This window comes from Acinetobacter sp. YH12135 (assembly GCF_013418565.1).
Classification (GTDB): domain Bacteria; phylum Pseudomonadota; class Gammaproteobacteria; order Pseudomonadales; family Moraxellaceae; genus Acinetobacter; species Acinetobacter towneri.
Genome location: NZ_VPBU01000021.1, coordinates 1 through 26,780 on the forward strand (window position 1 = coordinate 1; position 26,780 = coordinate 26,780).

Annotated in this window: 28 protein-coding genes and 4 tRNA genes; 3 read left to right on the forward strand and 29 right to left on the reverse strand. The window is 40.8% G+C overall.

What is annotated here, in order from left to right; genetic code table 11:
- Positions 1 to 89 precede the first annotated feature (89 nt).
- From FTU70_RS11350 to FTU70_RS11420, 15 genes are all read right to left on the reverse strand, one after another.
- Positions 90 to 1,181, reverse strand: coding sequence for a phage tail protein (locus FTU70_RS11350; protein ID WP_180060597.1), 1,092 nt, complete (start codon positions 1,179 to 1,181; stop codon positions 90 to 92).
- Entirely contained in the window at positions 1,178 to 1,798 is a 621-nt protein-coding gene (locus FTU70_RS11355) for a phage tail protein I (protein WP_180060598.1), read from the reverse strand. Before FTU70_RS11355 ends, FTU70_RS11350 begins: the two co-directional genes overlap by 4 nt.
- Entirely contained in the window at positions 1,798 to 2,700 is a 903-nt protein-coding gene (locus tag FTU70_RS11360; protein ID WP_180060599.1) for a baseplate J/gp47 family protein, read from the reverse strand. Before FTU70_RS11360 ends, FTU70_RS11355 begins: the two co-directional genes overlap by 1 nt.
- A complete protein-coding gene (locus tag FTU70_RS11365) occupies positions 2,697 to 3,041 on the reverse strand; it encodes a GPW/gp25 family protein (protein WP_180060600.1) in 345 nt (114 codons plus the stop codon). Before FTU70_RS11365 ends, FTU70_RS11360 begins: the two co-directional genes overlap by 4 nt.
- Positions 3,041 to 3,667 carry a phage baseplate assembly protein V gene (locus FTU70_RS11370; RefSeq protein WP_180060601.1) on the reverse strand — a complete coding sequence of 209 codons (627 nt, stop codon included), beginning with the start codon at positions 3,665 to 3,667 and terminating at the stop codon, positions 3,041 to 3,043. Before FTU70_RS11370 ends, FTU70_RS11365 begins: the two co-directional genes overlap by 1 nt.
- Before the next feature lie 72 nt (positions 3,668 to 3,739).
- The gene (locus FTU70_RS11375; RefSeq protein ID WP_180060602.1) at positions 3,740 to 4,189 is read right to left on the reverse strand and encodes a phage virion morphogenesis protein; all 450 of its coding nucleotides are present in this window, start codon (positions 4,187 to 4,189) and stop codon (positions 3,740 to 3,742) included.
- 11 nt (positions 4,190 to 4,200) lie between these two features.
- Positions 4,201 to 4,704 carry a phage tail protein gene (locus tag FTU70_RS11380; protein WP_180060603.1) on the reverse strand — a complete coding sequence of 168 codons (504 nt, stop codon included), beginning with the start codon at positions 4,702 to 4,704 and terminating at the stop codon, positions 4,201 to 4,203.
- On the reverse strand, positions 4,701 to 5,555 hold the full coding sequence (locus FTU70_RS11385; protein WP_180060604.1) for an N-acetylmuramidase family protein: 855 nt from the start codon (positions 5,553 to 5,555) through the stop codon (positions 4,701 to 4,703). The genes FTU70_RS11380 and FTU70_RS11385 overlap by 4 nt, the downstream gene beginning before the upstream one ends.
- Positions 5,552 to 5,824: a phage holin family protein gene (locus tag FTU70_RS11390; RefSeq protein ID WP_180060605.1), complete on the reverse strand. Its 273-nt coding sequence runs from the start codon at positions 5,822 to 5,824 to the stop codon at positions 5,552 to 5,554. Before FTU70_RS11390 ends, FTU70_RS11385 begins: the two co-directional genes overlap by 4 nt.
- Positions 5,817 to 6,170, reverse strand: a complete 354-nt coding sequence (locus FTU70_RS11395) for a putative holin (protein WP_180060606.1) — start codon at positions 6,168 to 6,170, stop codon at positions 5,817 to 5,819. The genes FTU70_RS11390 and FTU70_RS11395 overlap by 8 nt, the downstream gene beginning before the upstream one ends.
- 7 nt (positions 6,171 to 6,177) lie before the next feature.
- The gene (locus FTU70_RS11400) at positions 6,178 to 6,390 is read right to left on the reverse strand and encodes a tail protein X (RefSeq protein WP_180060607.1); all 213 of its coding nucleotides are present in this window, start codon (positions 6,388 to 6,390) and stop codon (positions 6,178 to 6,180) included.
- Positions 6,391 to 6,399: 9 nt separating this feature from the next.
- The gene (locus FTU70_RS11405) at positions 6,400 to 6,849 is read right to left on the reverse strand and encodes a head completion/stabilization protein (RefSeq protein WP_180060608.1); all 450 of its coding nucleotides are present in this window, start codon (positions 6,847 to 6,849) and stop codon (positions 6,400 to 6,402) included.
- A 154-nt stretch (positions 6,850 to 7,003) separates the two neighbouring features.
- Complete coding sequence (gene gpM / locus FTU70_RS11410; protein ID WP_180060609.1) at positions 7,004 to 7,732, reverse strand: phage terminase small subunit; 729 nt, start codon at positions 7,730 to 7,732, stop codon at positions 7,004 to 7,006.
- Positions 7,733 to 7,736: 4 nt separating this feature from the next.
- Entirely contained in the window at positions 7,737 to 8,741 is a 1,005-nt protein-coding gene (locus tag FTU70_RS11415) for a phage major capsid protein, P2 family (protein ID WP_180060610.1), read from the reverse strand.
- A gap of 43 nt (positions 8,742 to 8,784) precedes the next feature.
- Positions 8,785 to 9,627, reverse strand: a complete 843-nt coding sequence (locus tag FTU70_RS11420; RefSeq protein WP_180060611.1) for a GPO family capsid scaffolding protein — start codon at positions 9,625 to 9,627, stop codon at positions 8,785 to 8,787.
- Between the two features lie 184 nt (positions 9,628 to 9,811).
- Here FTU70_RS11420 and FTU70_RS11425 point away from each other — a divergent pair, with 184 nt between their 5' ends.
- Entirely contained in the window at positions 9,812 to 11,578 is a 1,767-nt protein-coding gene (locus FTU70_RS11425; RefSeq protein WP_180060612.1) for a terminase large subunit domain-containing protein, read from the forward strand.
- Complete coding sequence (locus tag FTU70_RS11430) at positions 11,575 to 12,630, forward strand: phage portal protein (RefSeq protein ID WP_180060613.1); 1,056 nt, start codon at positions 11,575 to 11,577, stop codon at positions 12,628 to 12,630. Before FTU70_RS11425 ends, FTU70_RS11430 begins: the two co-directional genes overlap by 4 nt.
- Before the next feature lies 1 nt (position 12,631).
- Here FTU70_RS11430 and FTU70_RS11435 read toward each other — a convergent pair whose 3' ends face one another.
- The 10 genes from FTU70_RS11435 to secA form a co-directional block, all read right to left on the reverse strand.
- On the reverse strand, positions 12,632 to 13,105 hold the full coding sequence (locus tag FTU70_RS11435; protein WP_180060614.1) for a hypothetical protein: 474 nt from the start codon (positions 13,103 to 13,105) through the stop codon (positions 12,632 to 12,634).
- Positions 13,074 to 13,958 (reverse strand): DUF6731 family protein, encoded by an 885-nt coding sequence (locus FTU70_RS11440; protein WP_180060615.1) that lies wholly within the window; start codon positions 13,956 to 13,958, stop codon positions 13,074 to 13,076. Before FTU70_RS11440 ends, FTU70_RS11435 begins: the two co-directional genes overlap by 32 nt.
- An 893-nt stretch (positions 13,959 to 14,851) precedes the next feature.
- Positions 14,852 to 14,928: transfer RNA gene (locus FTU70_RS11445), tRNA-Pro, on the reverse strand.
- Positions 14,929 to 14,932: 4 nt separating this feature from the next.
- Positions 14,933 to 15,008, reverse strand: a tRNA-His gene (locus FTU70_RS11450).
- A gap of 38 nt (positions 15,009 to 15,046) precedes the next feature.
- A tRNA-Arg gene (locus FTU70_RS11455) sits at positions 15,047 to 15,123 on the reverse strand.
- Positions 15,124 to 15,169: 46 nt separating this feature from the next.
- Positions 15,170 to 15,246 (reverse strand) — tRNA-Pro (locus FTU70_RS11460).
- Positions 15,247 to 15,399: 153 nt separating this feature from the next.
- Entirely contained in the window at positions 15,400 to 16,467 is a 1,068-nt protein-coding gene (gene nadA / locus FTU70_RS11465; RefSeq protein ID WP_180060616.1) for a quinolinate synthase NadA, read from the reverse strand.
- Between the two features lie 150 nt (positions 16,468 to 16,617).
- A complete protein-coding gene (gene argJ, locus FTU70_RS11470; RefSeq protein ID WP_180044508.1) occupies positions 16,618 to 17,838 on the reverse strand; it encodes a bifunctional glutamate N-acetyltransferase/amino-acid acetyltransferase ArgJ in 1,221 nt (406 codons plus the stop codon).
- A gap of 195 nt (positions 17,839 to 18,033) precedes the next feature.
- Positions 18,034 to 18,390, reverse strand: coding sequence for a hypothetical protein (locus FTU70_RS11475; protein WP_026438462.1), 357 nt, complete (start codon positions 18,388 to 18,390; stop codon positions 18,034 to 18,036).
- A gap of 162 nt (positions 18,391 to 18,552) precedes the next feature.
- Positions 18,553 to 21,267, reverse strand: a complete 2,715-nt coding sequence (secA, locus tag FTU70_RS11480; RefSeq protein WP_179990882.1) for a preprotein translocase subunit SecA — start codon at positions 21,265 to 21,267, stop codon at positions 18,553 to 18,555.
- 338 nt (positions 21,268 to 21,605) lie between these two features.
- Between secA and FTU70_RS11485 the strand changes: the two genes are divergently transcribed.
- The gene (locus FTU70_RS11485; protein WP_179990535.1) at positions 21,606 to 22,247 is read left to right on the forward strand and encodes a peroxiredoxin; all 642 of its coding nucleotides are present in this window, start codon (positions 21,606 to 21,608) and stop codon (positions 22,245 to 22,247) included.
- 143 nt (positions 22,248 to 22,390) lie between these two features.
- Here FTU70_RS11485 and FTU70_RS11490 read toward each other — a convergent pair whose 3' ends face one another.
- The 4 genes from FTU70_RS11490 to trpA are packed head-to-tail and all read right to left on the reverse strand — an operon-like array spanning position 22,391 to position 26,404.
- Complete coding sequence (locus tag FTU70_RS11490) at positions 22,391 to 23,437, reverse strand: SPOR domain-containing protein (protein WP_373685343.1); 1,047 nt, start codon at positions 23,435 to 23,437, stop codon at positions 22,391 to 22,393.
- The gene (folC, locus tag FTU70_RS11495; RefSeq protein ID WP_180060618.1) at positions 23,428 to 24,711 is read right to left on the reverse strand and encodes a bifunctional tetrahydrofolate synthase/dihydrofolate synthase; all 1,284 of its coding nucleotides are present in this window, start codon (positions 24,709 to 24,711) and stop codon (positions 23,428 to 23,430) included. The genes FTU70_RS11490 and folC overlap by 10 nt, the downstream gene beginning before the upstream one ends.
- Positions 24,708 to 25,604 (reverse strand): acetyl-CoA carboxylase, carboxyltransferase subunit beta, encoded by an 897-nt coding sequence (accD, locus tag FTU70_RS11500; RefSeq protein WP_180060619.1) that lies wholly within the window; start codon positions 25,602 to 25,604, stop codon positions 24,708 to 24,710. Before accD ends, folC begins: the two co-directional genes overlap by 4 nt.
- On the reverse strand, positions 25,601 to 26,404 hold the full coding sequence (trpA, locus tag FTU70_RS11505) for a tryptophan synthase subunit alpha (protein WP_180060620.1): 804 nt from the start codon (positions 26,402 to 26,404) through the stop codon (positions 25,601 to 25,603). The genes accD and trpA overlap by 4 nt, the downstream gene beginning before the upstream one ends.
- Positions 26,405 to 26,780: the final 376 nt, after the last annotated feature.

Consider the following 26,780-nt stretch of genomic DNA (forward strand, 5'->3'; position numbering starts at 1 on the left):
TTGTTCCATTTTAGAGATTTGTTTAAGATAAGATATAACTCATTGAGATGTGTCATAGTATTCGTCGTTAGAAAACAATTATTGTGACATTATTTCAATGAGTTATCTATTTTTGTCGTGTACAGAGCTAAAACAATATATTCAGATTTTCCAAAATAACAATCATTTAAGTCAACATCAACATCAGATGTATTGTAAGGGCGTTCATCTCTTAATAAATACTTATGTTCATAAACTCCGACACCTAAAACTTTAATTGATTTAAATTGAGTTGCTTCATGAATACGAATTGATGAGTCCTTATGTGTTAATTTTAATGTTGAAATAGTTTTTCCTTTGCCTTTTACGGTAATAAGGGCATCTGGTATCTTAAAATCAGTTGTTTCAATCACCCCAGCTGGAAATTCAATTACATCCTCTCTAACCAAAATTGCACTTAAGCGTTGTAATGCAACAGTATTATCTATTCCATTTCCTGTTAATACGCCTGCGTCGACAGCAAAGTGATGTTTTTTATCTTTTCTCTCACGCTCCCAGATACCACCAGAAATGCATGGAAACGTATATACATAATCTGGTTGTGTTGTAATATTACGATGAATCAAATACCCCCAACCAGTAGCTTTACCATCATAATAAGATTTTAAGTAAGCTCTTTGTCCATCTTTGTAAATAGGTTTACTGATTAAATCCTCAACGGATTCACAAGTAATTATTTGATTTGATAATACTAAATCCACTGTTGCAAGTACTACATCAGGATCTACAATCAATTCAAAGTTTCCCGAATTATCTACCTGAATGACAATTCGTATGGTTTGAATCTTCGCTGCACCTTCTTCTACTGTTGGTTTATACGTTGGTGGGTAACTCGCAATTGCCAACATGGTATTGCCAGTGCTGTCATATAGAGCCACTTCACGAATATTAAAACCACCTACAGCAGAAGGAATGATTGCTTCACAGACTAACCAATTTGGGTTCTTACTATGAACTTCAACTTTATTTACGCCAACACGATAAACCTCATTGACTAATGAAGTCGCATTTTCATCAGGTTCAGGAATATATCCATTGCCATCACCAAAGGCCATGTAGGTAATTGGAACTTTAGAATTGTTATTCATAGCAGCTGTGATTGCTGCTAAACCTGCTTTCGTAATCTTGGTGTAGTAACTCATGTGTGGGCTCCGAAAGGATAAATTTCAGTTTCTGTTTGCTCATAGAAAGCCCAAATAGGAGCTGCGGAAATAATGGCATCCTGGACTTCTGGGAAAATTGTTGTATCGTCACCGCTATAACTGCCTGCTAAGGCATAGATCTGTGCATAACTTGGCGTAACGTTAATTTGAATATGTTTGCAGTGGCGTGTAAGCGGTCGAGCATCATCAATGAGCTGAAGTAAAGTATTCAGCCCTTGTTCAGTTAATGATTGATTGTTGGTGTCGATTGAAATTTGGAAAGTACCTGGTTCATTCATGGGTACTTCTTGCCACCATTCATAAATGGTGACGCTATAACCAAACGCTTCGACAATTTTGCGCAGGGCGTAATTTGTGCCTTTGTACTTGTGAACCTCAAAACTTGCCTTGATCTGCTGTTTTTTAACTTCTTCTGGCCAATCCTGTTGCCAACGATCAACACTGTTTTCCCAAGCCAAATGCGGTAAAAACTGACTTGGTACATCATTCAAAGTGACAAGGCTGCGTAAATTTGCAGGCAGGTTCGAATTATTGCCAAGTTCTTCAGCAACATTTTTTTCTAAATCAGTTGAATTTGGAGGAAGTAAATTTTTCACTAGCTCCCCCCAAGAGAAATACCAATCGCAGAGCAAAATGAAGCCTGAAATTCAGAAACCAATACATCTTCTGTCGGACTAATTAACTCAACACGTTCCACGCCAGACACGTGCAATTGCTTAAAAATGGCAGATAAATAAATACTTTGACCAATACGCTTTGGACTATTTACAAATTTGCGAATATTAGTGAGAGCCTCATCTAACAAGGGATCAGTTTCAGGCAAATTATTGTGATGAAGTACAGCTTGAATTTTATATTCAACGATATCAGCAGACTGGACTACAACTCGATCACCTGTAGGCCTTCGCTCTTCACCAGATACATAGTTATTCACAATTTGGCAGAGTTCTTCGGATGCAGCACCATTAGCAGAATCTCTTTGTAAAATCGTGATTAATGCATTTGCAGGGGATGGTGAAGAGGCATAGGCATCGGCAACACGGCCATCTGCACTCAATGAAAAAAACTCATACGCTGAAGTTGGACCTGCAACAGACAATCCATCAAATGCTTTACTTGCACGATAACGCAACTCTTCATCACTTTCATAAACTGCAGGTTTAGGTGGTGTACTGCTTAAATCTTCAGCTGAAACAATAAGTCGTTGAATACCGTAATCAGCTACTTTGACATCTAAATCTGTACCAGTGGCATAAGCTAAAAGTACAGCACGATACTGAGCGTTAATTTTTGAACGCAGTAGAATTTCACGATAGACATTTTCTTGTAAAAGCTTAGTTAGCGGCTCACTCTCTCGATCTAGAGTTTTTCGAATCTGGTTTTGCTTATTGCTCGGCCACAATGCAATTAGATTTTCCTTTCGACTATTAAAAATAGTTTCATAATCAATCTCATCAAAAGCATCAGGTTTCTGTAATTGATTAAAATCAACACTCATGCAATAGCTCCCCACTTAACAGGAATCGATATATTCATTTCCATGCCATTTGTTTTTAAAAACCCTGTGATATCCAAAATTAACTGCCCATTTTGAATCTCAGCGACTTGGATCTGACTAATATCGATACGATCTTCCCAACGTAAATACGCAACATATAAAGTGCTATAAATTTTCAAATACAGTGCTTCACTAATAGGTTGATCAATCAAATCAGCCAACTGCGTACCATAATCACGACGCATAATTCGGGTACCAATTGGTGTCGTAGCAATGTCTTCCAAAGACTGTAAAATATGTTCTTTTTCTGATAGTTCAGAACCATCAAGACGCGACATCATTACTGTGGTCCTCCAGTAGTTCCACCACCAGACTGCACACCAGAATGAACATGCGATTTCAAACTGATACTGCCAGCAGTCACATCAGCTTCAGTACTGAACTGACCAGATGAATGGCTAGATCCTTGTACTAACTGGCTACCACCAACCGTATTGTTTCCTGTCATTGCAGTGCTGCCATTCACCTGAACATTTCCATTGATCGTGGTATCACCATTGATCGTTACGCCACCTAGTGCTGTTAAAACAGCAGTTCCACCTGCAGGTAATATGGCTTCTAAAGCGTGGCTACTGACATCATAGGAAATAAGGCAACCATCTGAAAAAATACGAATATTCTTGTTTAAGTCATCAGCAGGTGCTGGGTTCTGATCATTACTCAAACCAGCAATAACAATTCCCATTTCCAACACACCACTTGGACTCAGCACAACAACTTCCTCCCCAATACTTGGTGGATTCCAGCTCTTGTCATCCCCTGCCCTTAAATCAAGAAAACGTAACTTCGCAGTCGTAATCTGCCCAATTTGGACAGTGACTGTAGTAAATGGTTTCGCTGGATGAATGGTCTTGATCGTGCCTAAACGAATCAGGTTTTCAAGACGACGGTGTAATTCTGCGCTCATGCTGCAATCGTGTTGCAGATGAAAAAGGAATGCATTTGATAAGGCTTGTATATGAGCCATATACAAATGCACTTATTTGGATGAAATAGAGTTCAAAATATCATTTTCAATCATGGCAAGGTCTTCATCAGTAAAGCCCAATAACTCACGACGTGAATACTGCACATTGGGGCCATAAAGTGCGACTCTATCTCTTAAACCGTATTGGTGAACCCTCGCAATAAATGCGACTCGCCCCACAAAACCAATTGCTGTACCTTGTGCTGTCCGATCAATACGCATGTACTTTGCATTCTTGATCACGTTGAACATCTTATTTTTAATTTTATTTTTCTTATCTCTTAAAACAGTTTTACGTGGGACATACTGACTGCCATCTGGGTTTTGCTGTCGAGTGATTCTAGCCTTTTGAGATACCCTAAGTTTACGTGCAACACCTATCTCTAACTTACGAAGTTCAGCTTCACTCAATTGGCCAAGTAAGGTACCTAAATACTCTGTCAGTTCATTAAAGTTTTCCATAATCCACCAAACTAAAAATACTGCTCCTCAGGTTCAGCAGACATCCATTCGGCTAAGACATTTCCCGTGTTCTGATCAATCATTTTAAAAAGCTGTGGTTCTGTGGCATTTTCATATTGTTCTTCATCTGGGAAGCTAATATTCAAGGTACCATCTTCTTGTCGTTTAACAATTACCCGCTCAGTAATAGGTAAAGTCATCGACAGATCCACAGTGTTATTGTCCAAAATTACAGTTTCAAATTTAAATGCGTCTTTGCTTTTTTCTAAGTTGGCCAACAACTCATGCTGATTTAATCGAACCCAATCTAATAAAGGAATCATGACTGCATCAAGATCACCTGCATATTCAGTCAATATAAAGTTAAGTTCATAGACATATTCAAATGAGAGTCCGTTTGCAAGCGTACAACGAACATTACCCTTATCTGTAAATATCAACATACGATCAGGATCACGCTGTAACTCAGTTACAGCGTTAATCATGTGTCGTTTTAAACTATCAGGCTTTTTCATGCTGCTTTTTTATCACCGTACAATGGTTCTAAATGATCCCACTCACGTTGGAATTTCGCCTGATAACCAAGTTTTTTATAATTTTTCCCATTATAAAGCGTGAAAACTGTGTGCCAGTCTTCTTCACGCAAAGCATCAACTAAAGCCACTTTTTTATCTGCAATTGTGCCCGTCTTAAATTCAATAAAACGGACAAAGGCTTCTAACTGTAAAGATTCTGTGGCTTGCATTTGATCTACAAACTCAAAAACAGAGGCATAACCCAAGTCTTTCCAGTTTTCACCCATGATTTGGAACTGCCCCCAACTGCATGACATTAAAGCTGCCTCAGCATGGATATTCATGGCCAGTTTTAAACGGGTATATTCAGCTTCATTACCCTTATATCCACCTGGTGATGTATTCACCAAGTTGGGAAATTGTTTCATTTGAGCATTTGCAAAAGCTTTACCTTTGAATTGCACCAAATAGTGATACATTCGGTGGCGTTCAAATAAAATTTTAGCCTTGCCATTTTTTAAGAAGCCAACACCACGACCTTCAGTTGCACCAAAAACACGAATGCTCAGTTCAGATACATTAAGACGTTTAGCTGCCGCAATATAATCACTGTCTTTTAAAAATTTAGATACATCCTGTTCAGCTAATGCAGCTCGTGTTTTATCACCAACTTTGCCATCAATTAAAAGCCCAACACTTTTTTGGAATTGCATCACTGCATATTCGGTTCCTTCACCAAAAATGCCATCTACGACTAAAAGTTTGTCATTTTTACTTTTAAAACCAAGCGCATTTAAACGTTTCTGCAGCTGGGCGACGGCATCACCACGTTCACCAAATTTAATAATCATGCTGGACTCCAAATTAATTTGGCCACATTGCCTTTTGTTCTAAAAATAAGTACTGCCAAAAACACAGCAAAGAATGCATCCCATACAGTGACAGGGTCTTTGAAAAGCAAAATATGCAGGCTTTGCCCCAGACAAGCTGCTATCAATAAAGCAGCAAGCCAAGCATAACCACGATGAAACTGTGCTCCGTTACGATTGAAACAGATCATTCGTAATGAACATGCGAGGTATGCAATCAAAGCAATACCCTGAAATAAATACTCAATCATGCTGTCCTCCATTTTTAAAAACTTTCCAAATCTCAGATAACCGAGCTTTTTTCACCCAATCGACAGCTTTTACTAAAATGAAAAGTGAAAAGGTGGATGTAATCAATGCTGCAGTCGCATCACTGGTGACTAAAGTCCGACTCGTGATTTCTGGTGCAAGCAAGTAGCCAATTCCTGTAGATAACAACATGGTTCTTAAACGCTGCCATGCTGTTAAATCTTTTTCATAAGTTGCAATAAATGCAGCACCAAGTACTGCACCCAATAAAGCATTACCATTAATGAACGGCAGTAAAGAAATTGCGCTTAATCCAGCAACTGTTGCTGTTGTAGTTGGTTCTGTCATGTTGTTATTAATCCCAGAGCTGGATGGTTTGTTTAATTTGTTGCGGTGTTTCAATGTCAGGTAAAATGACTTCAGTTCCTATGGGAAGAAATGCACCAAGTTCTGCAAGTTTTGGATTGGCTTCCAAAACTTTTTCAACAACACCTGAACTTCTGCCGTACACTCGCCAACAGATCTCATCGACTGTGTCATGTTGCAAAGCAAAAATCGTTTTGGCCATGTGCGATCTCTAAATTAATTCAACAACTGTATGGTTTTGGCCTAAAAGCTGTTGAATGGCCCACTGTCTATTACGACGATAATCATCAACAGTGCTTTCAGCCTGTTCAGCCTTTTTTGCACCAGAATTTGAACTGTCATAGGTTCGATAATTTTCATTAATCTTTGCAGCTACTCCATTTGCAACTGCAGATAAATACAAATAGTCAGTATCAGGCAAACCATCGATTTGAGTTTTGGATAGATCAGAAAGTTGAATCACTTTGGTTTGCAATGAAATAAGCAAACGATTGATATCTAATACTTCTTCAATAATTGCTTGTTTGAGACGGGCGTTGGTCACTACACCATCAAGACGCACAATCTCTCGAATTTGATCCAAAGCAATAGACGGATAAAAAGGATCACTTTCAATAATGACTTCACTTGGCGTGTAATTACCATTTGCGACAAATCCCATACTATCCCCTACCGTTGTTTTGAAATGAATGCATGGGTGGGAACAATGGTCTAATGTGTATTAGCGTGTAATGACATCACCATTGTTCGCCCATGCGGTGCGTGGGCACTCGGTTAAATCGGTCAAAGCCTTTTCAGGATTTCACCGTCATTATTTAACTGACAGTTTGGTCACCAAACTTTTTAAGTAAGGTTTCCATGGTCTTATGATCTTGTTTACCACCACAACGATCATCTAATTCAACAGCTCGCTCAAGGTAAGCCAAAGCATCTTTGGCATAAGCCAAGTCGCTTTCACTTGGTTCATCCTTGTTGGTAATCAGCTTAATTTTTGCTTTACCCAGGGCAACAAATAACTTTGCTTTTACCTGATCTGGCATATCCAAAATTTGGGCATCTACATCACCACGGATCACCAACTTTTCAAGATGCAAAAGAACATCAATATCCACATAAGCATTGGTTTTAAGCTGCTTTAAAAAAGCATTCGCAATTTCTTCAGTGACTAAAGTTGCTGTCTTGCGTTCAAAACGATCTGGCATGGCCATGTTGTGCAACAAGGCAAATTCGGCCATTTCCAATGCTTTGGAATAATCACCAACATCCATGCACCAGACTAAAATGGTCATGAAGACTTCATCTTGAACCGATTTATTTGCTTCAAGAATTCCATCTACATAGGGCAGATAATTTGGCAATAGATTGGTTTTTAATTGAACTTTCGCTTCAGTAGATTGAATCTGCTTTAAGCGATGGCGGTCATTATTTAACTGTGCAAGATGTAACTCATAAAAAGACAAATCTTGCATGGTGCCAAATTCAGCAGCCGTATTGGCCGCTGAAATTGCACTGTGTTTTTGGAAATGCTTACGTGCGAGTGACATAGGCTTATACCACTTCGATTTTTTCAGCCATCGCAGCCAAACCTAAATCTTCAATGTAATAGTCTTCATTTGAAGATTCATAGTTTTCAATTTGGTCACGTTTTGGATTGTCGATCACGGTACGACGACGGGCACCTTCTTGCACGTAAATCGAAAGGTTGTCGAAAGTCGTTACAAGAATGGCATCTTCAGGAAAAAACGGCACGGCATAAACAGGTAAATTGCCCATGCGCTTCTGACTGATAATGATGTCTGCTGCAAGCTTTTCAGAGTTTTCCTGATCTTTATTGACCAACGGGAAATACTTGTCTGCCACAGTTTTTCGGTTACACAACACGACTAAGTCTGGGTTATCCTGGTGAACTTCATCAATAAATTCATTGGTCAGATCCATGACTAATGCATCAAAGTTTTTATAGTCACCCGTTGCTCCAACCGTAATTTTTGAAACATCCGCACCAGATGACATTACACGAGCTGCATTTTCTTCACGCATTTTCTGCAACCAACCTTTGTTGACATCCTGCAGTTTTGGATTGGCAGCAATATCTGTGGTCGCAGCATAAGAGGTACCGTTAAAACCAATCATGATGCGGTCTAAGCCTTGACGCTTATGAATTTGTCCAGAAAAACGGGCGTAGAAATCTTTAAATTTGGCCCACTGATCTAACTTTGCGTATTTGATTGCCGTATCGAAATCTGTTTTACGACAGAAATAGAAACGCTCATCCATAGACGTTGGATCAGTCGCTTGGCGGTCTGTGGTATCTGTATTGGTACGTGAAGCAATTGGACGGCTAATGCCTAAACCGACTGCTGAACCAGACTGCTCAGGCACCAAGAAAATATTAATTTTCTGTAAAAATGCTGAAGATACCTGAATTTTATCTTCTAACTTTTGCTGAACCGATGGTGTCACATTAAACTTCTGGGAAACTTGCTCTACACCATTCAATTCGGCAAGTTTTTGCATCGCTGCATTATATTTAAAACGTGTTTCTTTACGCATAGCGGTTACTCTTTTTATAATTTGGAAGATTTACAATCAAAACTTAACAATCGACTTCTTCAGTAAATTTAGAATTAGCAGATTTAGGACGAGGCTCACTGTCAGGCTCCCCATCCAATTTCGTTTTAAGTTCGTTAAAATCTTGCTGAAGCTGCTCATGTGCCGTATTTAAGTTGCTATATTTTTCTTCTAAATCAGAAACGGCTTCACCTTGCTTAGATGTTTCCGTAGCAATTTCAAGAATCGCCTGCTCTTGTTCAGAAAAAGATTCTGCAGACTTTTGCTCCGCTTTTTCTTGTTTTGTGAATAGTTTTTTTACTGTATCGAGCAAGCCTGCAGAATATGATCGCTGAGTTTTCACTTCCTCAAACTCAATAGAAACTTCCGTTGCAGCACTGAATAAGTTTTCAGGACGTTGTTTACGGTCATTCAATGGATTGACTTGTGCACCTGCTGCAAACTGCAACATTTCTGTACCGAGTGATGCAGGACTGTCTGTAACCGCTAAACCAATCAAATAAGCTGAACCTGTTTTGGCAAAGTTTTCATCAACTTCCATTGATGTATAGACTTTTTGCCTCTTCTTGTTGATTGCAATTAAACTCTCAGTCGGTTCAATTTGAGCAAACAGCGCATCTTTTTCTTCACCATTAATAGTGACTTTTTCGGTTTTTAGTGCAATCACATCACCGTATGCACCAAACACGCTATCAGGCAAAACACCACGAATATGTTCAATATTAATACGTGCACCATAGACATTCGGATCATAGTTTTCTGCCATTTGATGAATCCATTCTGGTTGGATCTCTCGTCCATCAGTGGTATCACCAGCTACAGCTATACGAAACCATTTGGATTTGTACTTCTTATCTTCTTTGCTCATTTGCAAACCTATTCAATAAATATGTACGGATAAAAATCACGATTTTGATTAGGTGCAGAATGGGCAATTAAGCATAAGCACTGCAATTCCATGTGCTTGTATATGAGCCATATACAAATAAGCCTGACTGAATAATCAGTGCGGTGCTGCCAATGTTTGCACATGAAAGCAAACAGCCAAAATAATGAATGATTTATCGCCCATTGCAAATTTGCATCTGATTATGGATAACAAGCTAAAAGCCAAATTTCTATATTGGCTTGGCTGGAAGATTGTCGATATTTCAGAAGTGCTCAATGAAAATGAACGTACTGTTCAGACGTGGAAAACTCGGGATGACTGGGACAAAGAAAAGCCCGAAAATCGAGTTGAAAATGCCCTGACCGTACGCCTGATGGTATTAATCCTAAAAAATAAAAAAACGTCAGGGGATATTAAAGAAATAGATATGTTGATGCGGGCATATAAGGAATTTGCCCGTATTGAAAAGTATCGTAAAGATGGTACCGAAGCAGACCTCAATCCTGAGATACGCAAACGCAATACTGCACCACGTAAAAAAGTTCCCAATCATTTCACTGATGAACAGATTGAAGAACTCGTACTGGCATTTGAAGAAAACCTGTTTGAATACCAATGGGACTGGTACCGAGCAATGGATCAGCGTTCCCGCGCTATTCTCAAAAGCCGTCAAATTGGGGCAACTTATTATTTTGCCCGTGAAGCTTTGGTCGATGCCCTTAAAACTGGTCGAAATCAAATCTTCCTATCTGCATCCAAAGCTCAGGCACATATTTTCAAACATTACATCAAGGCTTTTGCTGCAGATGTAGGTGTGGAATTGACAGGTGATCCGATTGTTCTATCGAATGGTGCAGAACTTTTATTCCTAGGTACCAATTACCGTACAGCACAGGGCCACCACGGAAATTTTTACTTCGATGAGTTTTTTTGGACGCATGGCTTCAATGAATTAGAAAAAGTAGCATCGGCAATGGCATTGCATAAAAAATGGCGTAAGACCTATTTTTCGACACCATCCACCATTACCCATGAAGCCTACTCTTTCTGGACTGGCAGCAGATACAACAAAGGCAGACCGAAAAACCAACAGGTCAGCATCGACGTTTCACACGATTCATTAAAAAAAGGCAGACTTTGCGAAGACAAAATTTGGCGGCAGATCGTCACAATCATAGATGCTGAAGCAGGTGGCTGCGATCTCTTCAATATTGGTGATCTTCGCTTTGAATATTCTGCAGAAGATTTTTCCAACCTATTGATGTGTGAATTTGTAGATGATGGCCAGTCTATGTTCCCACTCAATATGCTTATGCACTGCATGGTGGACAGTCTGGAGCTGTGGTCTGATTTTAAGATTTGGCATAACCGACCTTTTGCAAATAAACAAGTTTGGGTTGGCTATGACCCTGCTCTCTCTGGTGACAATGCAGGTTTAGTTGTTGTTGCACCGCCAGCTGTAGCAGGTGGGAAGTTCAGAGTATTGGAACGCCATCAATTCAAGGGAGATGATTTCGCACAGCAGGCAGAACATATCCGCAATATCACCCTGCGTTATAACGTCACATATATCGGTATTGATACCACAGGCATGGGAATTGGTGTCGCGGAACTGGTCAAACAATTCTTCCCTGCCGTACATACTTTTAAATACTCACCAGAAATTAAAGCGCAATTGGTCTACAAAACGCTAGATGTCATTCGTAATGGCAGACTCGAATACGATGCAGGTGATAAAGACCTTACCCAATCCTTAATGAGTATTAAAAAAACCATGACAGCCAGCCAAACCCAAATCACTTTCACAGCAGGGCGTTCAGAAGAAATTGGACATGCTGATTTAGCTTGGGCACTCATGCATGCCATTTATAACGAGCCTTTGGCAGGAATTACAGAAACAAATACATCCGTATTGGAGATTTATTCATGAACCTATTTTCAAACGCCAAAAGTTTGATGAATTCAGCATTAAGCTATTTGCCACAACCCGTACAACAAGCACTACCCCTAAGAGCAGAAGCATTTACTTTTGGTGATGCAGTTCCTGTATTAGATGGTAATGATTTATCTAACTATATGGAATGTTGGTTTAATGGTCGTTGGTATGAGCCGAAGATCAGCCTTGAAGGACTTTCAAAAAGTTATACAGCGACTCCATATTTGAGCAGTGGCATCATTTTCAAACGTAACTTTTTGGCCAACTTATTTATGCCGCATAGCCGCATGAGCCGTAAAGCCTTTGAACAAATTGCTTTGGACTTCATTTGGTGTGGCAATACTTATGTTCAAGATATTAAGTCCCGCTTAGGAAACACCATAGAATATAAACCTGCCCTCGCAAAATATACCCGCGCTGGAGAACATGATGGCCAGTATTTCTATTTGAATCAAAACCATCATGGTTTACATGAATATGAATTTCCACAAAACCGTATTTGTCATATTCGGGAAACGGACATTGATCAGGAAATTTATGGAACACCTGAATATATTTCGGCTTTACAGTCTGCATGGCTCAATGAGTCTGCGACCCTGTTCCGCAGAAAGTATTACAACAATGGTAGCCATGCAGGATTTATCTTATATGTGAATGATCCTGCCAGTGATCCAAATGATATTACTGCCTTACGAACAGCACTCAAGGAAAGTAAAGGACCAGGCAACTTCCGCAATTTATTCTATTACAGCCCAAATGGGAAAAAGGATGGCATTCAGGTCATTCCAACATCTGAAATTGCAGCAAAAGATGACTTTACCAATATTAAATCTATTACACGTGATGACACGTTAGCTGCACTTCGCGTTCCACCACAACTCATGGGTATTGTGCCAAGCAATGCGGGTGGCTTTGGTGATATTAAGTCTGCGACTGAAGTGTTTTATCACAATGAAATTATTCCACTGCAATCACGCCTACTTCAATTCAATGATTGGGCGGGTGATGAAGTGATTAAGTTTAAACCCTACGGGTTGATTCAATAATTTAACGGCTACTCATAACCACAATGATATTGTAAAAACGTCTGGCAGTGATGATTAACTGAATTGTTGTATAAGACATCACTGCCATAATCACAGTATATGCAAGCTTAATAAAAGCTGTGTCTATTCCTAAAAATACCAATGAAATAACAATTAATAAAATCAGCCAAGCACAGCCATAAAAAGCTTGTTTTACGAAGTTCTTAAAGTGACCTGTTCTCATCATATTTGAAATTAAGGTCTTATCCATCACGGCAGTTAAAATACTAATCGCTGCTAGAACAAAGCCTAAAATAACACCTGAAATGCTGGCAATTTGTTTAGCCAACTCATACGGACCATTATTACTACACAAATTAGATAAATAGATATCCGAATATTTCCACGTTAACCATCCAACAAATAAAGGCACAGCAAGTGTAATGAGTACACTTACCATCCTTTTAGTTAGATCTACCAACGGAGAAAAATTCATCTATTTCACTCTCTACTTCGTCATACGCTTGAGCGATGGCATTGTATAGTGTTTCACGAGGGATATGTCTACCAGAAGCTTCAACCTTCTGCGTAGACTTAATGCGGTCTGCGATTAAATCAATGGGTGAAACGATACCATTCTCATCAATTTTAGCAGTCAATTTTTGTGGGTCATATTGGCTTAATGTACGCACAGAATTTTTTAGCCAATTAGCTAAACGCCGATTCATACCAGCATAACGCTGATCTATCCCGACTTTAATAGATAGACTATCAGCATCTGACATATTCAATAAATCTAAGGCTCCCTGAGAAAAATTGTCTGATCTTGGCAATAACTGGGGATTATTTGGCTTAGGTATTTTTGCTTCAATCTCTACTAGAGTTGTTCCTGTCTTAAGCAATCTTTGGAAAGTATCTGCGGAAACCAAAGGCGTTAATTCGACACTTGTGCCCCATAATCCTGCAAGTGTTTCACCGACTCGACTTACATGATTTGCATGAGAATTGAAGTGCAGTGCAAGTACACTATCTTTTGGATAATAAATAAAACAATTGTGTTCAACCAATCCCTGACCATCGGCTAAAGGTAAATCCAATTCAGCCCCGCCTAATGAACTAATTTTTGGTAGATCTTCATTCCTAAATTTTCTTAAAGCGCCACAAATATTTGGGCCATAAGTATCTATGGCATAAAACTCACGTTTAAATCCGCCATTGTCATGATGATTGGCAACAACCCCGTCTTGAATAGCTTTGAACCCCTGCAAAGGTGTTTTTATTGTTTCTGTTGGAGTTATGGTCATTTGAAAAAAATCGACTCGAATATTTTTAAATGACGATCTAGCCATTGGATGCCCGTTTTTTAAAATAGTGTGCCACTATCTTGACATAGCAGCACATTATCAGCAATACACTTGTATCAAAGCAAAATCTTCAATTAATTATTGCCTATTGAACTTCTTCTCATACACATACTTGCTGTAGTCGATGGCTCGCAGTTGCCCCCCCCCACCTGCCCGCTCTAAATGTGTCTGAATTACTGCAGAACAGATCAATATAGAATCCATCCGAACAATACAGCTGGATTAGCATCTTCCAGAGCATAACAACAAATTCAAAGACTGCATTTCACTGCAAAAAACTATAAAAGCATGATTTGCCCAAATGACAGAAAAACAGAAAATTCACCCTACCTTTTCAAAGCACATCATTAAGTTCCAAGCATTTAAAACCGAACATATATATGTTCTTTTATGGGGATGCATGAATTTTAGGAGTAATAAAGTAAGGTCACAACATAAGTAATTGAATTACAAGGTAAAAATATATTACTTAAAGAAGTAATTTTTTGTAATTTTAGAGGTAATATTTTATAAGTTATTGATTTTATTAATTACATTTTTTTGAGAAAATCACCTTTTTACACAGTAATAAATTACTTAAATATTACTCCTAAATTACTTATTAAAAACCACATAAGCAATTGAATTAAATAGGATTATAAAAAAATATTACTTTATTACTTCTAAAAAACGCTAGTCCCCATTTATTTTTCATATCTCATATTTTAGGGGTTTTGTAGGTTTTTCACTCAAATTTCAATTTTCTCATGGGAATCATTTGGGAATAATTCAGTGATATATAGACACTGACAGAGATGTAATTAAATTGAGTATTTGGAACTTTGAAACGATATTAAATAGATTGGATCTGATTAAATTTATTATTAAAATCAAGAATATGGTCGGAGCAGTAGGATTCGAACCTACGACCCCCTGGTCCCAAACCAGGTGCACTACCAGGCTGTGCTATGCTCCGAAATTGGGGTGAATGACGGGATTCGAACCCGCGACAACTGGAATCACAATCCAGGGCTCTACCAACTGAGCTACATCCACCATCATGTTTGGTTCTTTTATACCAAGCTACCAAAAAATGGCGCGCCTGACAGGATTCGAACCTGTGACCATCCGCTTAGAAGGCGGATGCTCTATCCAACTGAGCTACAGGCGCATGACCGATGATACATAATATCATGCGATACGTTGCCTTGAAGAATTGGTCGGAGCAGTAGGATTCGAACCTACGACCCCCTGGTCCCAAACCAGGTGCACTACCAGGCTGTGCTATGCTCCGATTCATCTCAGCTTTTTGTGTATCGCACATCGTGCGGTACGGTGTGCATTCTAGGCGCGACGCCCGAAGACGTCAACACCTATATTTAAAAAAAATTAAAAAAAAGCTTCAACCGTATATTTATCAAGCATTTTTGATATTTTTCAATCAATTTTAGCGTTTTAAGCTCGCACTGAAATTCAACATACGATCTAGTGGTAATTTAGCACGTTCTGCCATGGCAGGTTCAACGAATACTTCTTGATCACCTGTTTGCAATACATGCAAAATTCCATCCAATTCATTCATCGCCATCCACGGGCAGTGTGCGCATGAACGACAGGTTGCACCCTCACCTGCAGTTGGTGCTTCAATTAGAATTTTATTTGGTACAGCTTGCTGCATCTTGTAGAAAATACCGCGGTCTGTTGCCACAATTAAACGCTCGTGTGGCAAAGTTTTTGCCGCTTGAATAAGTTGCGAGGTACTGCCCACCGCATCAGCTACATCAACAACTGATTCTGGTGATTCTGGATGCACCAAAACTGCTGCATCCGGATACATGGCTTTCATATTGGCTATACCGCGTGAACGGAATTCTTCATGCACAATACACGAACCATCCCAAAGCAGCATATCTGCGCCAGTTTTCTTTTGAATATAGCGTCCTAAGTGCTGATCTGGCGCCCAAATGATTTTTTCACCTAAGCTATCGAGATGTTCAATAATTTCAACCGCACAGCTTGAGGTAACGACCCAATCTGCACGCGCTTTTACCGCAGCGGACGTGTTGGCATAAACCACGACTGTATGATCAGGATGCGCATCACAGAAGCGGCTAAACTCATCGAAAGGACAACCTAAGTCTAGCGAACAAGTCGCTTCTAAAGTTGGCATAAGAATGGTTTTTTCTGGCGATAAAATTTTGGCAGTTTCGCCCATAAATTTTACACCAGCTACGACCAACGTGGTTGCCGCATGATCACGACCAAAACGTGCCATTTCCAGTGAATCCGAAACACAGCCACCTGTTAATTCAGCCAGTTCCTGTACTTCAGGATCGCAGTAATAATGGGCAACCAAGACAGCATTGTGCTTTTCGAGTTCTGCTTTAATTTGCGCAAATTTTTCCTGCTTGGCTTGCTCACTCAAATGATGTTCTTTGGTTTCACCCAAGCGATCTAAATGCGCCTGCACAATTGATTTGGCTTCATTGGCAATTAAATTGGTCGCATCATTCATAACAACGTCTTCTCTATCTTCATGCTTGCCCGAACACAAGCTTACTCAAGTCACTGATGATATGGGGGCAATTTACTCATTCACCAGCCCTTTGCCGATTGAATGCTAAAAAAGCCTCACAACGGAGGCTTTATCACTCAATTTGAATTTTTACGAACGGTAATCCGCGTTGATCTTGACATAATCGTAAGACAAGTCACAAGTATAGACTGTATCTGTCGCTTGACCACGTCCTAAATTTACACGAATGGTCATTTCGGTTTGTGCCATGACTCGCGCGCCCGCTGCTTCGGTATAGTCGGCAGCAGCACCGCCATCTTTGCAAATTTGCACATCATCCAACCAAACCTGAATTTTTTCAACGTCTAAATTTGGCACGCCTGCATAACCAATTGCAGCAAGAATACGCCCCCAGTTTGGATCTGAGGCAAAAATGGCCGTTTTTACCAATGGTGAATGTGCAATGCTGTACGCAATATCACAACATTCTTGGGTATTGTCACCATCTTCAACACGTACCGTAATGAATTTTGTTGCACCTTCACCATCACGGATAATCAGTTGAGCCAAACGCAACATCACACGATTCAAAACATCTAATACCACAGCATAACGCGGGTCATTTTCGCTGCAAATTTCAGTGCCACCCGTCTGACCAGTCGCCACCAAGATACATGAATCATTGGTCGAGGTATCGCCATCTACAGTAATACGGTTAAACGATTGTTCTACGCTGTGTTTGAGTAATTGCTGCAAGATGTCACGTTGAATTGGTGCATCGGTTGCAACATAGCTAAGCATGGTCGCCATATTTGGGCGAATCATACCTGCACCTTTAGAAATGCCTGTCATGCTATAAGTAATACCATCTAACTCAAACTGCTCAGATGCACCTTTGGGTGTGGTATCTGTGGTCATAATACCTGTCGCAGCATCATGCCAAGCATCCTCACGTAACGATGCCAGCGCAGGTGCTAAACCAGCAACCAAGCGTTCAATCGGCAATTGCTCGCCAATCACACCTGTAGAAAATGGCAAAACTTCTTGGGTAGATACACCTGCCAATTCAGCCAATTTGGCACAGGTAATTTCTGCATTTTGCATACCCAATTTGCCTGTACCCGCATTGGCATTACCTGTATTAATGACCAAATAACGCGGATTGCCTTGAGCTAAATGTGCTTTGGACACATGCACAGGCGCAGCGCAAAATGCGTTTTGAGTAAATACGCCCACTACATTTGAGCCTGCTGCAAATTCAAAAATAACCAGGTCACGTCGGTTCTGATAACGCACATAAGCCTCTGCTGAACCAATTTTTACACCTTTGACCACATGCATGTGTGGCATAGAGACGTCACCAACTGCCATTTTGAAATTTCCAGTACAAATTTGAGAATGTCACAGCTTAGTGGAAATTGAAGAAAAAATCGAGCATCCTCCCTGCTTGATTCAACTTTTGTTAATACACAAGGTCATATATAAAAAACCAGCCCGTATGGACTGGTTTTAATCTTCAATGTAATGCATCAGCAACTAAAATTATACTGATTGAGCCTATTTGGATTATGGCGTAGTCGCAACCACGGTTTCACCCAATAAAGCCTGTTTTGCACGTTCTTGACTTGCTGCAGATAAAGCAGGATTTGCAGCCACAATACGATTTACATTGGCAGCATTCGCAGGTGCAATCGCTGCAGTATGCAACACGATTGGACGCTGATCTGGATTAGCAAAGGTATAACGAATACCTGTGCGTGGGCTTGCCACAGTCACGTGACCATTATCCACTTGTACCTGTGCAGTGGTCGCACCCACAGCAGCTTGAACTTTTGCAGGAGTTGTCGTTGTTGCCGCATTTGCAAATGCGAAAGTAGGCAAGCTCAAGGCAACAATCATTAAAGGTTGTAATACTTTTTTCATTTTTTGTTCCACACGTGGATATTGCATGTGCAAATAAATAGCATTTAATTCCAAAATCTGCAAATGCTATACACATCTTGCAAAACTATTACCACAAAGATTTTGCGCCCCAAAATACAAAAAGCAGAACCAAAGTTCTGCTTAAGTTGTAACAAGTCAGGTTTAGATTTTACCGTGACACTGTTTATATTTCAGTCCTGAACCACATGGGCATGGCGAGTTACGGCTTGCAGGTGGAACAACCGTTTGCTCAGCAGCACTGTACTGTGGTTCTGATTCAAAGGTTTCGCCCGTTAAACCATCTACATCAGCATGTGAAAGATTAAGCTGCATCGCTTCTGCTTGCGCTTGCTGTTGAGCTTCCATCGCTGCCAGTTCTTCAGGTGTTGGTACATGCACACGCGAAAGATCGGTAACGACATCAGCTTTAATCACACCCAACATATTCACAAATAAGTTAAAGGCTTCTTTTTTGTACTCTTGCTCAGGGTTCTTTTGTGCATAACCACGTAAATGAATCCCTTGACGCAAATAGTCCATAGCCGCCAAATGATCTTTCCAGTGACGATCAAGTGAACTGAGCATAAAGTGGCGTTCTAGCATCGCAGCAGATTCATCACCCATTTGCTGACGACGTGCACGGTAACGTGTCACAATTTCATCGGCAATACGTTCAACCAAAGCTTCTTCATCTAGGCGACGATCATCTTCGAGCCATTGGTTAATTGGTAATTCGATGCCCAAATCATCACGCAAGGCACGCTCTAAACCTTCAATATCCCATTGATCATGAATCGATTCTGGTGGAATATAATTGGCGATCATACCTGTGACCACTTCACGGTGCATTTCTTCAATATAGTCTTGCAGCGTGCTTTCTGCCAGAATATCATCACGCTGTGAATAAATGATCTTACGTTGTTCGTTGTTTACGTCATCGTATTTCAACAAGTTTTTACGGATGTCGAAGTTACGTGCCTCAACTTTACGCTGTGCATTTTCGATAGAGCGTGACACCATTTTGTGTTCAATCGCTTCATCTTCCTGCAAGCCCATAGCACGCATCATTGCTACAACACGATCACCTGCGAAAATACGCATTAAGTCATCTTCAAGTGACAAATAGAAACGTGACACGCCTGGGTCACCCTGACGACCTGCACGACCACGCAACTGGTTGTCAATACGGCGCGATTCGTGACGTTCTGAACCAATAATGTGTAAGCCACCTGAACTTAACACCATGTCGTGATTTTGTTCCCACTCTGCCTTTAAACGCGCTTCATCTTCAGGGGTTGGGTTTTCAATTTTGGCTAGCAAGGCTTTCCAGTTACCACCTAGCAAAATATCTGTACCACGGCCTGCCATGTTCGTGGCAATAGTCACCGCACGTGGTGAGCCTGCTTGCGCAATAATGTCAGCTTCGCGTTCGTGTTGCTTCGCGTTCAATACTTCGTGCTGAATACCCGCTTCACGCAGTTTATCCGATAAAATTTCTGAAGCTTCAATGGTCGCTGTACCAATCAGAATTGGTGCGACACCTGCTTCATGCACACGTTGAATTTCTTGAATAATCGCGTTGTATTTGCCTGTACGGTTTAAATAAATTAAATCGTTTTGGTCGTTACGAATCATTGGTCGGTGGGTTGGAATGATGACGACATCTAGACCATAAATTTCTTTCATTTCTGCAGCTTCAGTGTCTGCAGTACCCGTCATTCCTGACAGTTTTTTGTATAAACGGAAATAGTTCTGGAAGGTTGTGGTCGCTAAAGTCTGGTTTTCAGGCTGAATTTCCAGACCTTCTTTGGCTTCTACCGCTTGGTGCAGACCTTCTGACCAACGGCGACCAGGCATGGTACGACCTGTGTTTTCATCGACAATAATTACTTCACCATCATGGATGATGTAGTGCACGTTACGTTGATACAGGAAGTGCGCACGAATAGCTGCAGATACGTGATGCACCAAATTTAGGTTAGATGCAGAATACAGACTTTCTCCTTCTGCCAATAAACCCATTTGAATTAATTCATTTTCTACCGTTTCATAACCAATTTCGGTCATTTCTACAGTGCGTTGTTTTTCATCAATCCAGAAGTGTCCGCCATCTGCTACTTTTTCTTCTTTTTGCGCATGCAATTTTGGCGGAATGGTGTTGATTGCCGCATATAACTGCGATGAGTCATCGCTTTGACCAGAAATGATTAATGGTGTACGTGCTTCATCAATTAAGATCGAATCGACTTCGTCAATAATGGCATACGTCAGGCCACGCTGTTTTTTCTCACTCAGTGAGAACACCATGTTGTCACGCAAGTAGTCGAAACCAAATTCGTTATTGGTACCGTAAGTAATGTCTGCACGATAAGCCTGTGCTTTTTCAGTCGGGTCTTGCATGGAGTAGATAATGCCAATGCTTAAACCTAAAAACTCAAATAAAGGACGGTTGAGTTCAGCATCACGCTGCGCCAAGTAGTCATTCACAGTAATGACGTGCACGCCCTGACCGCTTAAAGCATTTAAATAGCAGGCCAAAGTTCCCATTAGGGTTTTACCTTCACCTGTACGCATTTCTGCAATTTTACCTTCGTGCAAGGTAATACCACCAATCAACTGCACGTCATAGTGACGCATGCTCATGACACGTTTAGCCGCTTCACGACATACTGCAAATGCTTCTGGTAATAATTTATCTAAACTTTCGCCTTTGTTATAACGTTGTTTGAATTCTTCGGTTTTTGCAGATAAGTCTGCATCGCTTAAGGCAGATATCGTCGGCTCGAGCGCATTAATCTTGTCTACGATTTTACGCATGCGTTTGAGTTCGCGCTCATTTTTAGTACCGAAGATTCCTCCGATCAGACTTGCCAACATGAATAAACTCTCTAAATCTTGCTTGTCAAATAAATAGGTTTTTCTTAGTGGTTATTATGGTGCTAGAAATTTGAAGTACAAGGGTTTTGCACAAAAACCTATTAAAAATTCCAATCTCTACTTGCCATTTCTCGCTGCTAAGTGGCAGTTAATGTAACAAATTTCGAGCGGACGATATATAGCAATCACACATCAATCTATTTTGAAAATGCAATAAAAACGACACAGCATATTCAATTTACTCATAAGCACATACAAAAACACTATTTAATTCTGCAAAAGGAATGGCGCATAGTAGTACGCACACATCACACAACAAAACAAGACAGAGGTACACAATGACTATTCGCTTAGGTGACACTGCACCCAACTTCACGCAAGATTCAAATGAAGGCCCAATTGATTTTTATGAATTTTTAGGTGACAGCTGGGGCATTCTATTTTCGCATCCTGCCGATTACACACCTGTCTGCACCACCGAGCTAGGCTATACCGCAAAACTGAAAGATGAATTCAGCAAGCGCAATGTCAAAGCGATTGCACTTTCTGTAGATGATGCTGAATCTCATAAAGGCTGGATTCAAGATATTAACGAAACTCAAGATACAACGGTTAATTTCCCAATTCTTGCTGACCAAGATCGTAAAGTGTCTACCCTGTACGATTTTATTCACCCGAATGCCAGCGAAACACTGACTGTCCGCTCATTAATCATTATTGATCCAAATAAAAAAGTACGCTTGATCATTACTTATCCTGCTTCTACAGGACGTAATTTCCACGAAATTTTACGTGTCATTGATTCACTACAACTGACTGACAATTACAAGGTTGCAACGCCTGCCAACTGGCAAGATGGTGAAGATGTGGTCATTGTGCCTGCCATTCAGGATGAAGCGGAACTTAAAGAACGCTTCCCAAGTGGATATAAAGCCATCAAGCCTTATTTACGTTTGACCAAACAACCGAACCGCACTTAATTAAGTGTTACATGAGCAAGCCTATCTTCGGATAGGCTTTTTACAATCAAAGCATTTGAAACACGCCTAAATTCAATCAGCATTAAAAAAGGATTTAACCCAAAAGATTAAATCCTTTTTAATAAACATTTTGATCGAATGATCTAGTCACGTTTATCTAACGGTACCCAGTCAATCACCCATGCAGATTTCATATTCAAACTTGGGTCTGCGGTAATTTTCTTGCGGGTTGCATCTGCAGCATCACGGTCTTTAGATGGCCCAACCATAATCCGAACCCCTTTAGACGTTGGACTTTGGGTGACTTTATAACCTTTGGCTTTCAGTTTTGCCGCCAAAGCATCGGCATTGGCTTGGTTAGCAGCCAAAGCCACTTGTACCATCCACTGCTTATCGCCTTCTTCCAATAACTTACGTGCTTTTTCAGCTTCAGCCTTTTTCTTGGCAGCTTCTTCAGCTTTGCGTTTTTCCTCAGCTTTACGTTTTTCTTCGGCAGCCTTACGTTCTGCTTCTTTTTTCGCTTCTGCTGCTTTGCGCTCTTGTTCAGCTTTACGTTTTGCATCGGCTTGGCGTTGTTCTTCCGCTTTGCGCTTCTCTTCTGCAATACGTTTTTCTTCCGCTAAACGCTTTTCATCTGCTGCTTTTTTCTCTGCAGCACTACGCTCTTGCGCGGCTTTTAACTCAGCAGCTTTCTTGGCATCCGTTGCCTTTTGCTGCTCTAACTTCTTTTGCTGGGCAGCTTTTTCTTCAGCCAAACGCTTTTGCTTGGCTTGTTCATCTTCGACCAATTCCGGTGGAATATTGTCAGAACTTTGCTGCTGACCTGAACGCAGGGCATTTAAAACTGCGTATTCTTCTGCTGCTTTACGTGCTGCTTCAGCTTCAGCCTGTTGCTGCATTGCCAAAAATTCGGCTGCACGCGCTTCTTGCTCTGCTACCGCTTTTTCACGTGCACGGCGCTGCTCTTCTAGCAGGCGCTGCTCGGTTTCGACATCTACAGTTAGAGGCTGCAATTGCACCATTTCTGCTTGATTGGCATTTTTATTCTGAACTTGTTCAGCTTGGCTTGGGATTTTGACATTATTTTGATGTATTTCTTCTTGCCCTTTTAAAAGCAATGCTGCCAATAAAACACCACCACCTAATAAAACAACGCCACCCATCCAGCGTTGTTTGTTATTCATTGACATTCTTCCAAATACTCCCATACCGCTTCTAAGGTATGAAATGATCCACATACCAAGATCAGCTGATTATTTTTTGTTTCATCCAGCGCTGATTTAAAAGCCAATTGCACACTGTCGAAGTGTTGTACTGTTTCGCCTTGCAAAGCTTGATCTAAAACCGTGATCTCTGCCGCACGTGGCACATTTAATGCGGCAATTTTCCACATTAACACCGTATCTTTCAATAACTCAACGACAGAATTTATATCTTTATCTGCCAACATTGAAAAAACACCAACCACTTCTGTGTACTGTTTATTGTAATTTAAGAAATTGCGCAATTGCTTTAACAAAAATTCAACGCCATGCGGGTTATGCCCTGCATCAAAAATCACGGTTTTACCCTGAATTTGACGAACTTCAAAACGTCCCGCCAATTTAGCGGCTTGAATCCCTTCTGCAATTGCCGTTTGAGAAACCGCTAAGCCACTATTTAATACAGCTGCCACTGCGGTAGAAATATTATCTAATGCCAAACTGCCTGTTGGAAGTTTTAAGGTACAACCTGAAGATGCAAACATCCAAGATTCGCCATCGTCAGAAGCACGATAAAAATAATCACGATTTAAGACCAATAACGGCGCCTTGCACGCTGTTGCTTTGTCTTGAATGGCTTGTGGTAAATCTTGCTGACCTGCAAAAATCACTGGAATGTTCGGACGAATAATCCCTGCTTTTTCATAAGCAATTTTTTCGATGCTATCGCCCAACCAGTCAACATGATCCAACCCAATATTGGTAATCACGGCCACATCTGGGTTCACCACATTCACTACATCTAAACGTCCACCCAAACCGACTTCAAGCACCCAGACATCACAGTCACGTGCTTTAAAAATCACAAAGGCAGCCAACGTGGTCGCTTCAAAGAAAGATAAACTCAGATCGCAGGCGCGTCGTGCTTGATCGACCTGCACAAAGGCATCAATCAAGCTTTGATCATCAACTTCGTTTCCTGCTAATTTGACCCGCTCATTAAAGCGGTAAATATGCGGCGATTGGTACAATCCTACCTTATAGCCTTGGGCATTTAAAATTGCTGCCAAAGTGGTAGTGGTTGAACCTTTGCCATTGGTTCCTGCAACCGTAATGACTTTGGCATTTGGCTGAGTCACACCCAGTTTTTCGGCAACGGGAATCACCCGCTCCAAACCTAAATCAATACCCGTAACGTGAACATGGCTCCAATAATTGAGCCATGTATTTAAATCATCGGTTGCAAGCGGTGCTATGTTCAAGGCAAATTCATCAGTTTCGACACAATGCGATAAACTGTATCACGTAATGCATGACGGTGGACAATTTGATCGACCACGCCATGATCAAGCAAGTATTCTGCACGCTGGAACGGTTCTTCCAGTTTTTCACGTACAGTTTGCTCAATCACACGTTTACCTGCGAAACCAATCATCGCTTTAGGTTCAGCAATGTGTACATCGCCCAACATTGCCAATGATGCTGTTACACCGCCATATACAGGATGTGTCAACACCACGATGTATGGCAAGCCTGCTTCTTTCATACGCTGAATCGCTGCAGAGGTACGTGCCATTTGCATTAAAGACAACATGCCTTCTTGCATACGTGCACCGCCAGATGCAGCAAAGCAAATTAGAGGTTGTTTTTGCTGAATCGCACGTTCAGCCGCTTGAACAAAACGGTCACCAACAACAGTACCCATTGAGCCGCCCATAAAGTCGAACTCAAATGCACAAGCTATTACCGGCATTTCTTTGAGTAAACCTTGCATTACCACCAAAGCTTCAGTTTCCCCTGTTTTCTTTTGCGCTTCAGACATACGCTCAGGATAAGCCTTGCTGTCTACAAAGTTCAGCGGGTCTTTGGCAGAAAATTCTTGACCTAATTCTTGTTGAACTTGATCTAGGAACCAAGTTAAACGCTCACGCGCTTTCATACGTAAATGTTCGTCACATTGTGGACATACATACGCATTAAAAGACATTGCGGTACGGGTGACCAACGCATGACATTCAGGACATTCAATTGTTGGTTCAGTGAAAATAGCTTTTAAGGCTTGTTGTTCATCTGGTGTTTCAATACCAGGCACACCACGTTCAGTCCACGGCGTCGATGGGCTTAGAATTTTCCCTGTTTTCACTTCTTGATTCATACTAACTCATCGAGCGCAGCTCGAAGCTCCTTCACTTTGTTAACCGTTGCAATGACGGCTTGTTCTGGGGCAAGGCTCGCAAATTGTTTTACAAAAGCACTTCCGACAATGACTGCATCGGCAGCTGCAGCCATTGCTTTGGCAGAGGCAGCATCGCTGATACCAAAACCTACGCCAACCGGCACATTTGTAACAGATTTAATTTGTTGTAAGCGTGTTGCTGCTTCTGCAACATCAAGTGTTGCTGCGCCTGTCACGCCCTTCAAGGAAACATAGTAAATAAAGCCACTGGCTTGATTTGCCACAAACTGAATACGCTCTGGTGTCGATGTTGGTGCCAACAAGAAAATTTGATCCATCTCATATTTCTTTAAGATGTTGTCAAAATCTTGAGCTTCTTCAGGCGGTAAATCCACCAAAAGCACACCATCTACACCACAATCATTGGCATATTCAACAAACTTTTCATAACCAATCACTTCTACAGGGTTTAAGTATCCCATCAACACTACAGGGGTTTCCTGATCTTTTTGACGAAATTCTTTGACCATGTCTAAAGCCTTTAGCGTACTGGTACCACCTGCCAAAGCACGCTCTGCTGCAAGGGCAATCACTGGACCATCGGCCATTGGGTCTGAAAACGGCAAACCTAATTCAACGACATCTACCCCTGCCTCGACCATTTGATGTAACAACGGAACTGTGACTTCTGGATGAGGGTCACCTGCCATAACATAAGAAACCAAGGCCTTACGCTGTTGAGATTCAAGCTGTGCAAATCGTGTGGCTAAACGTGACATAGGGTTGTATTTTCCTTGAATGATTAAAACTGAGACATTTGCTATTGTAGAAATACAAATCGACCCATTGTAACGCTATTTTTTACACAATGAATAGCGCACTGGCATGGGTTGCTGTATTTCTGTTTGCAAAACGATTTATTCAGAACAACCGCGAGGCTACATTTACTAATATTTGCGCTTTTTTCTCAATGATCAAAGATGCCTAATTTGGCCTGCTTATCGGTTTGTGCTTTTTGCCCAATTTTGCATTTAAACTTTTAAAAAATGATATAAACAAAATACTTAGCATCTAAATCATTCATTTCACAACCTTGCAAAAGCTGATTCAAAGCGATTGCTCAGCGCTATTTTTACAATGCTATTGTTCCGTGAT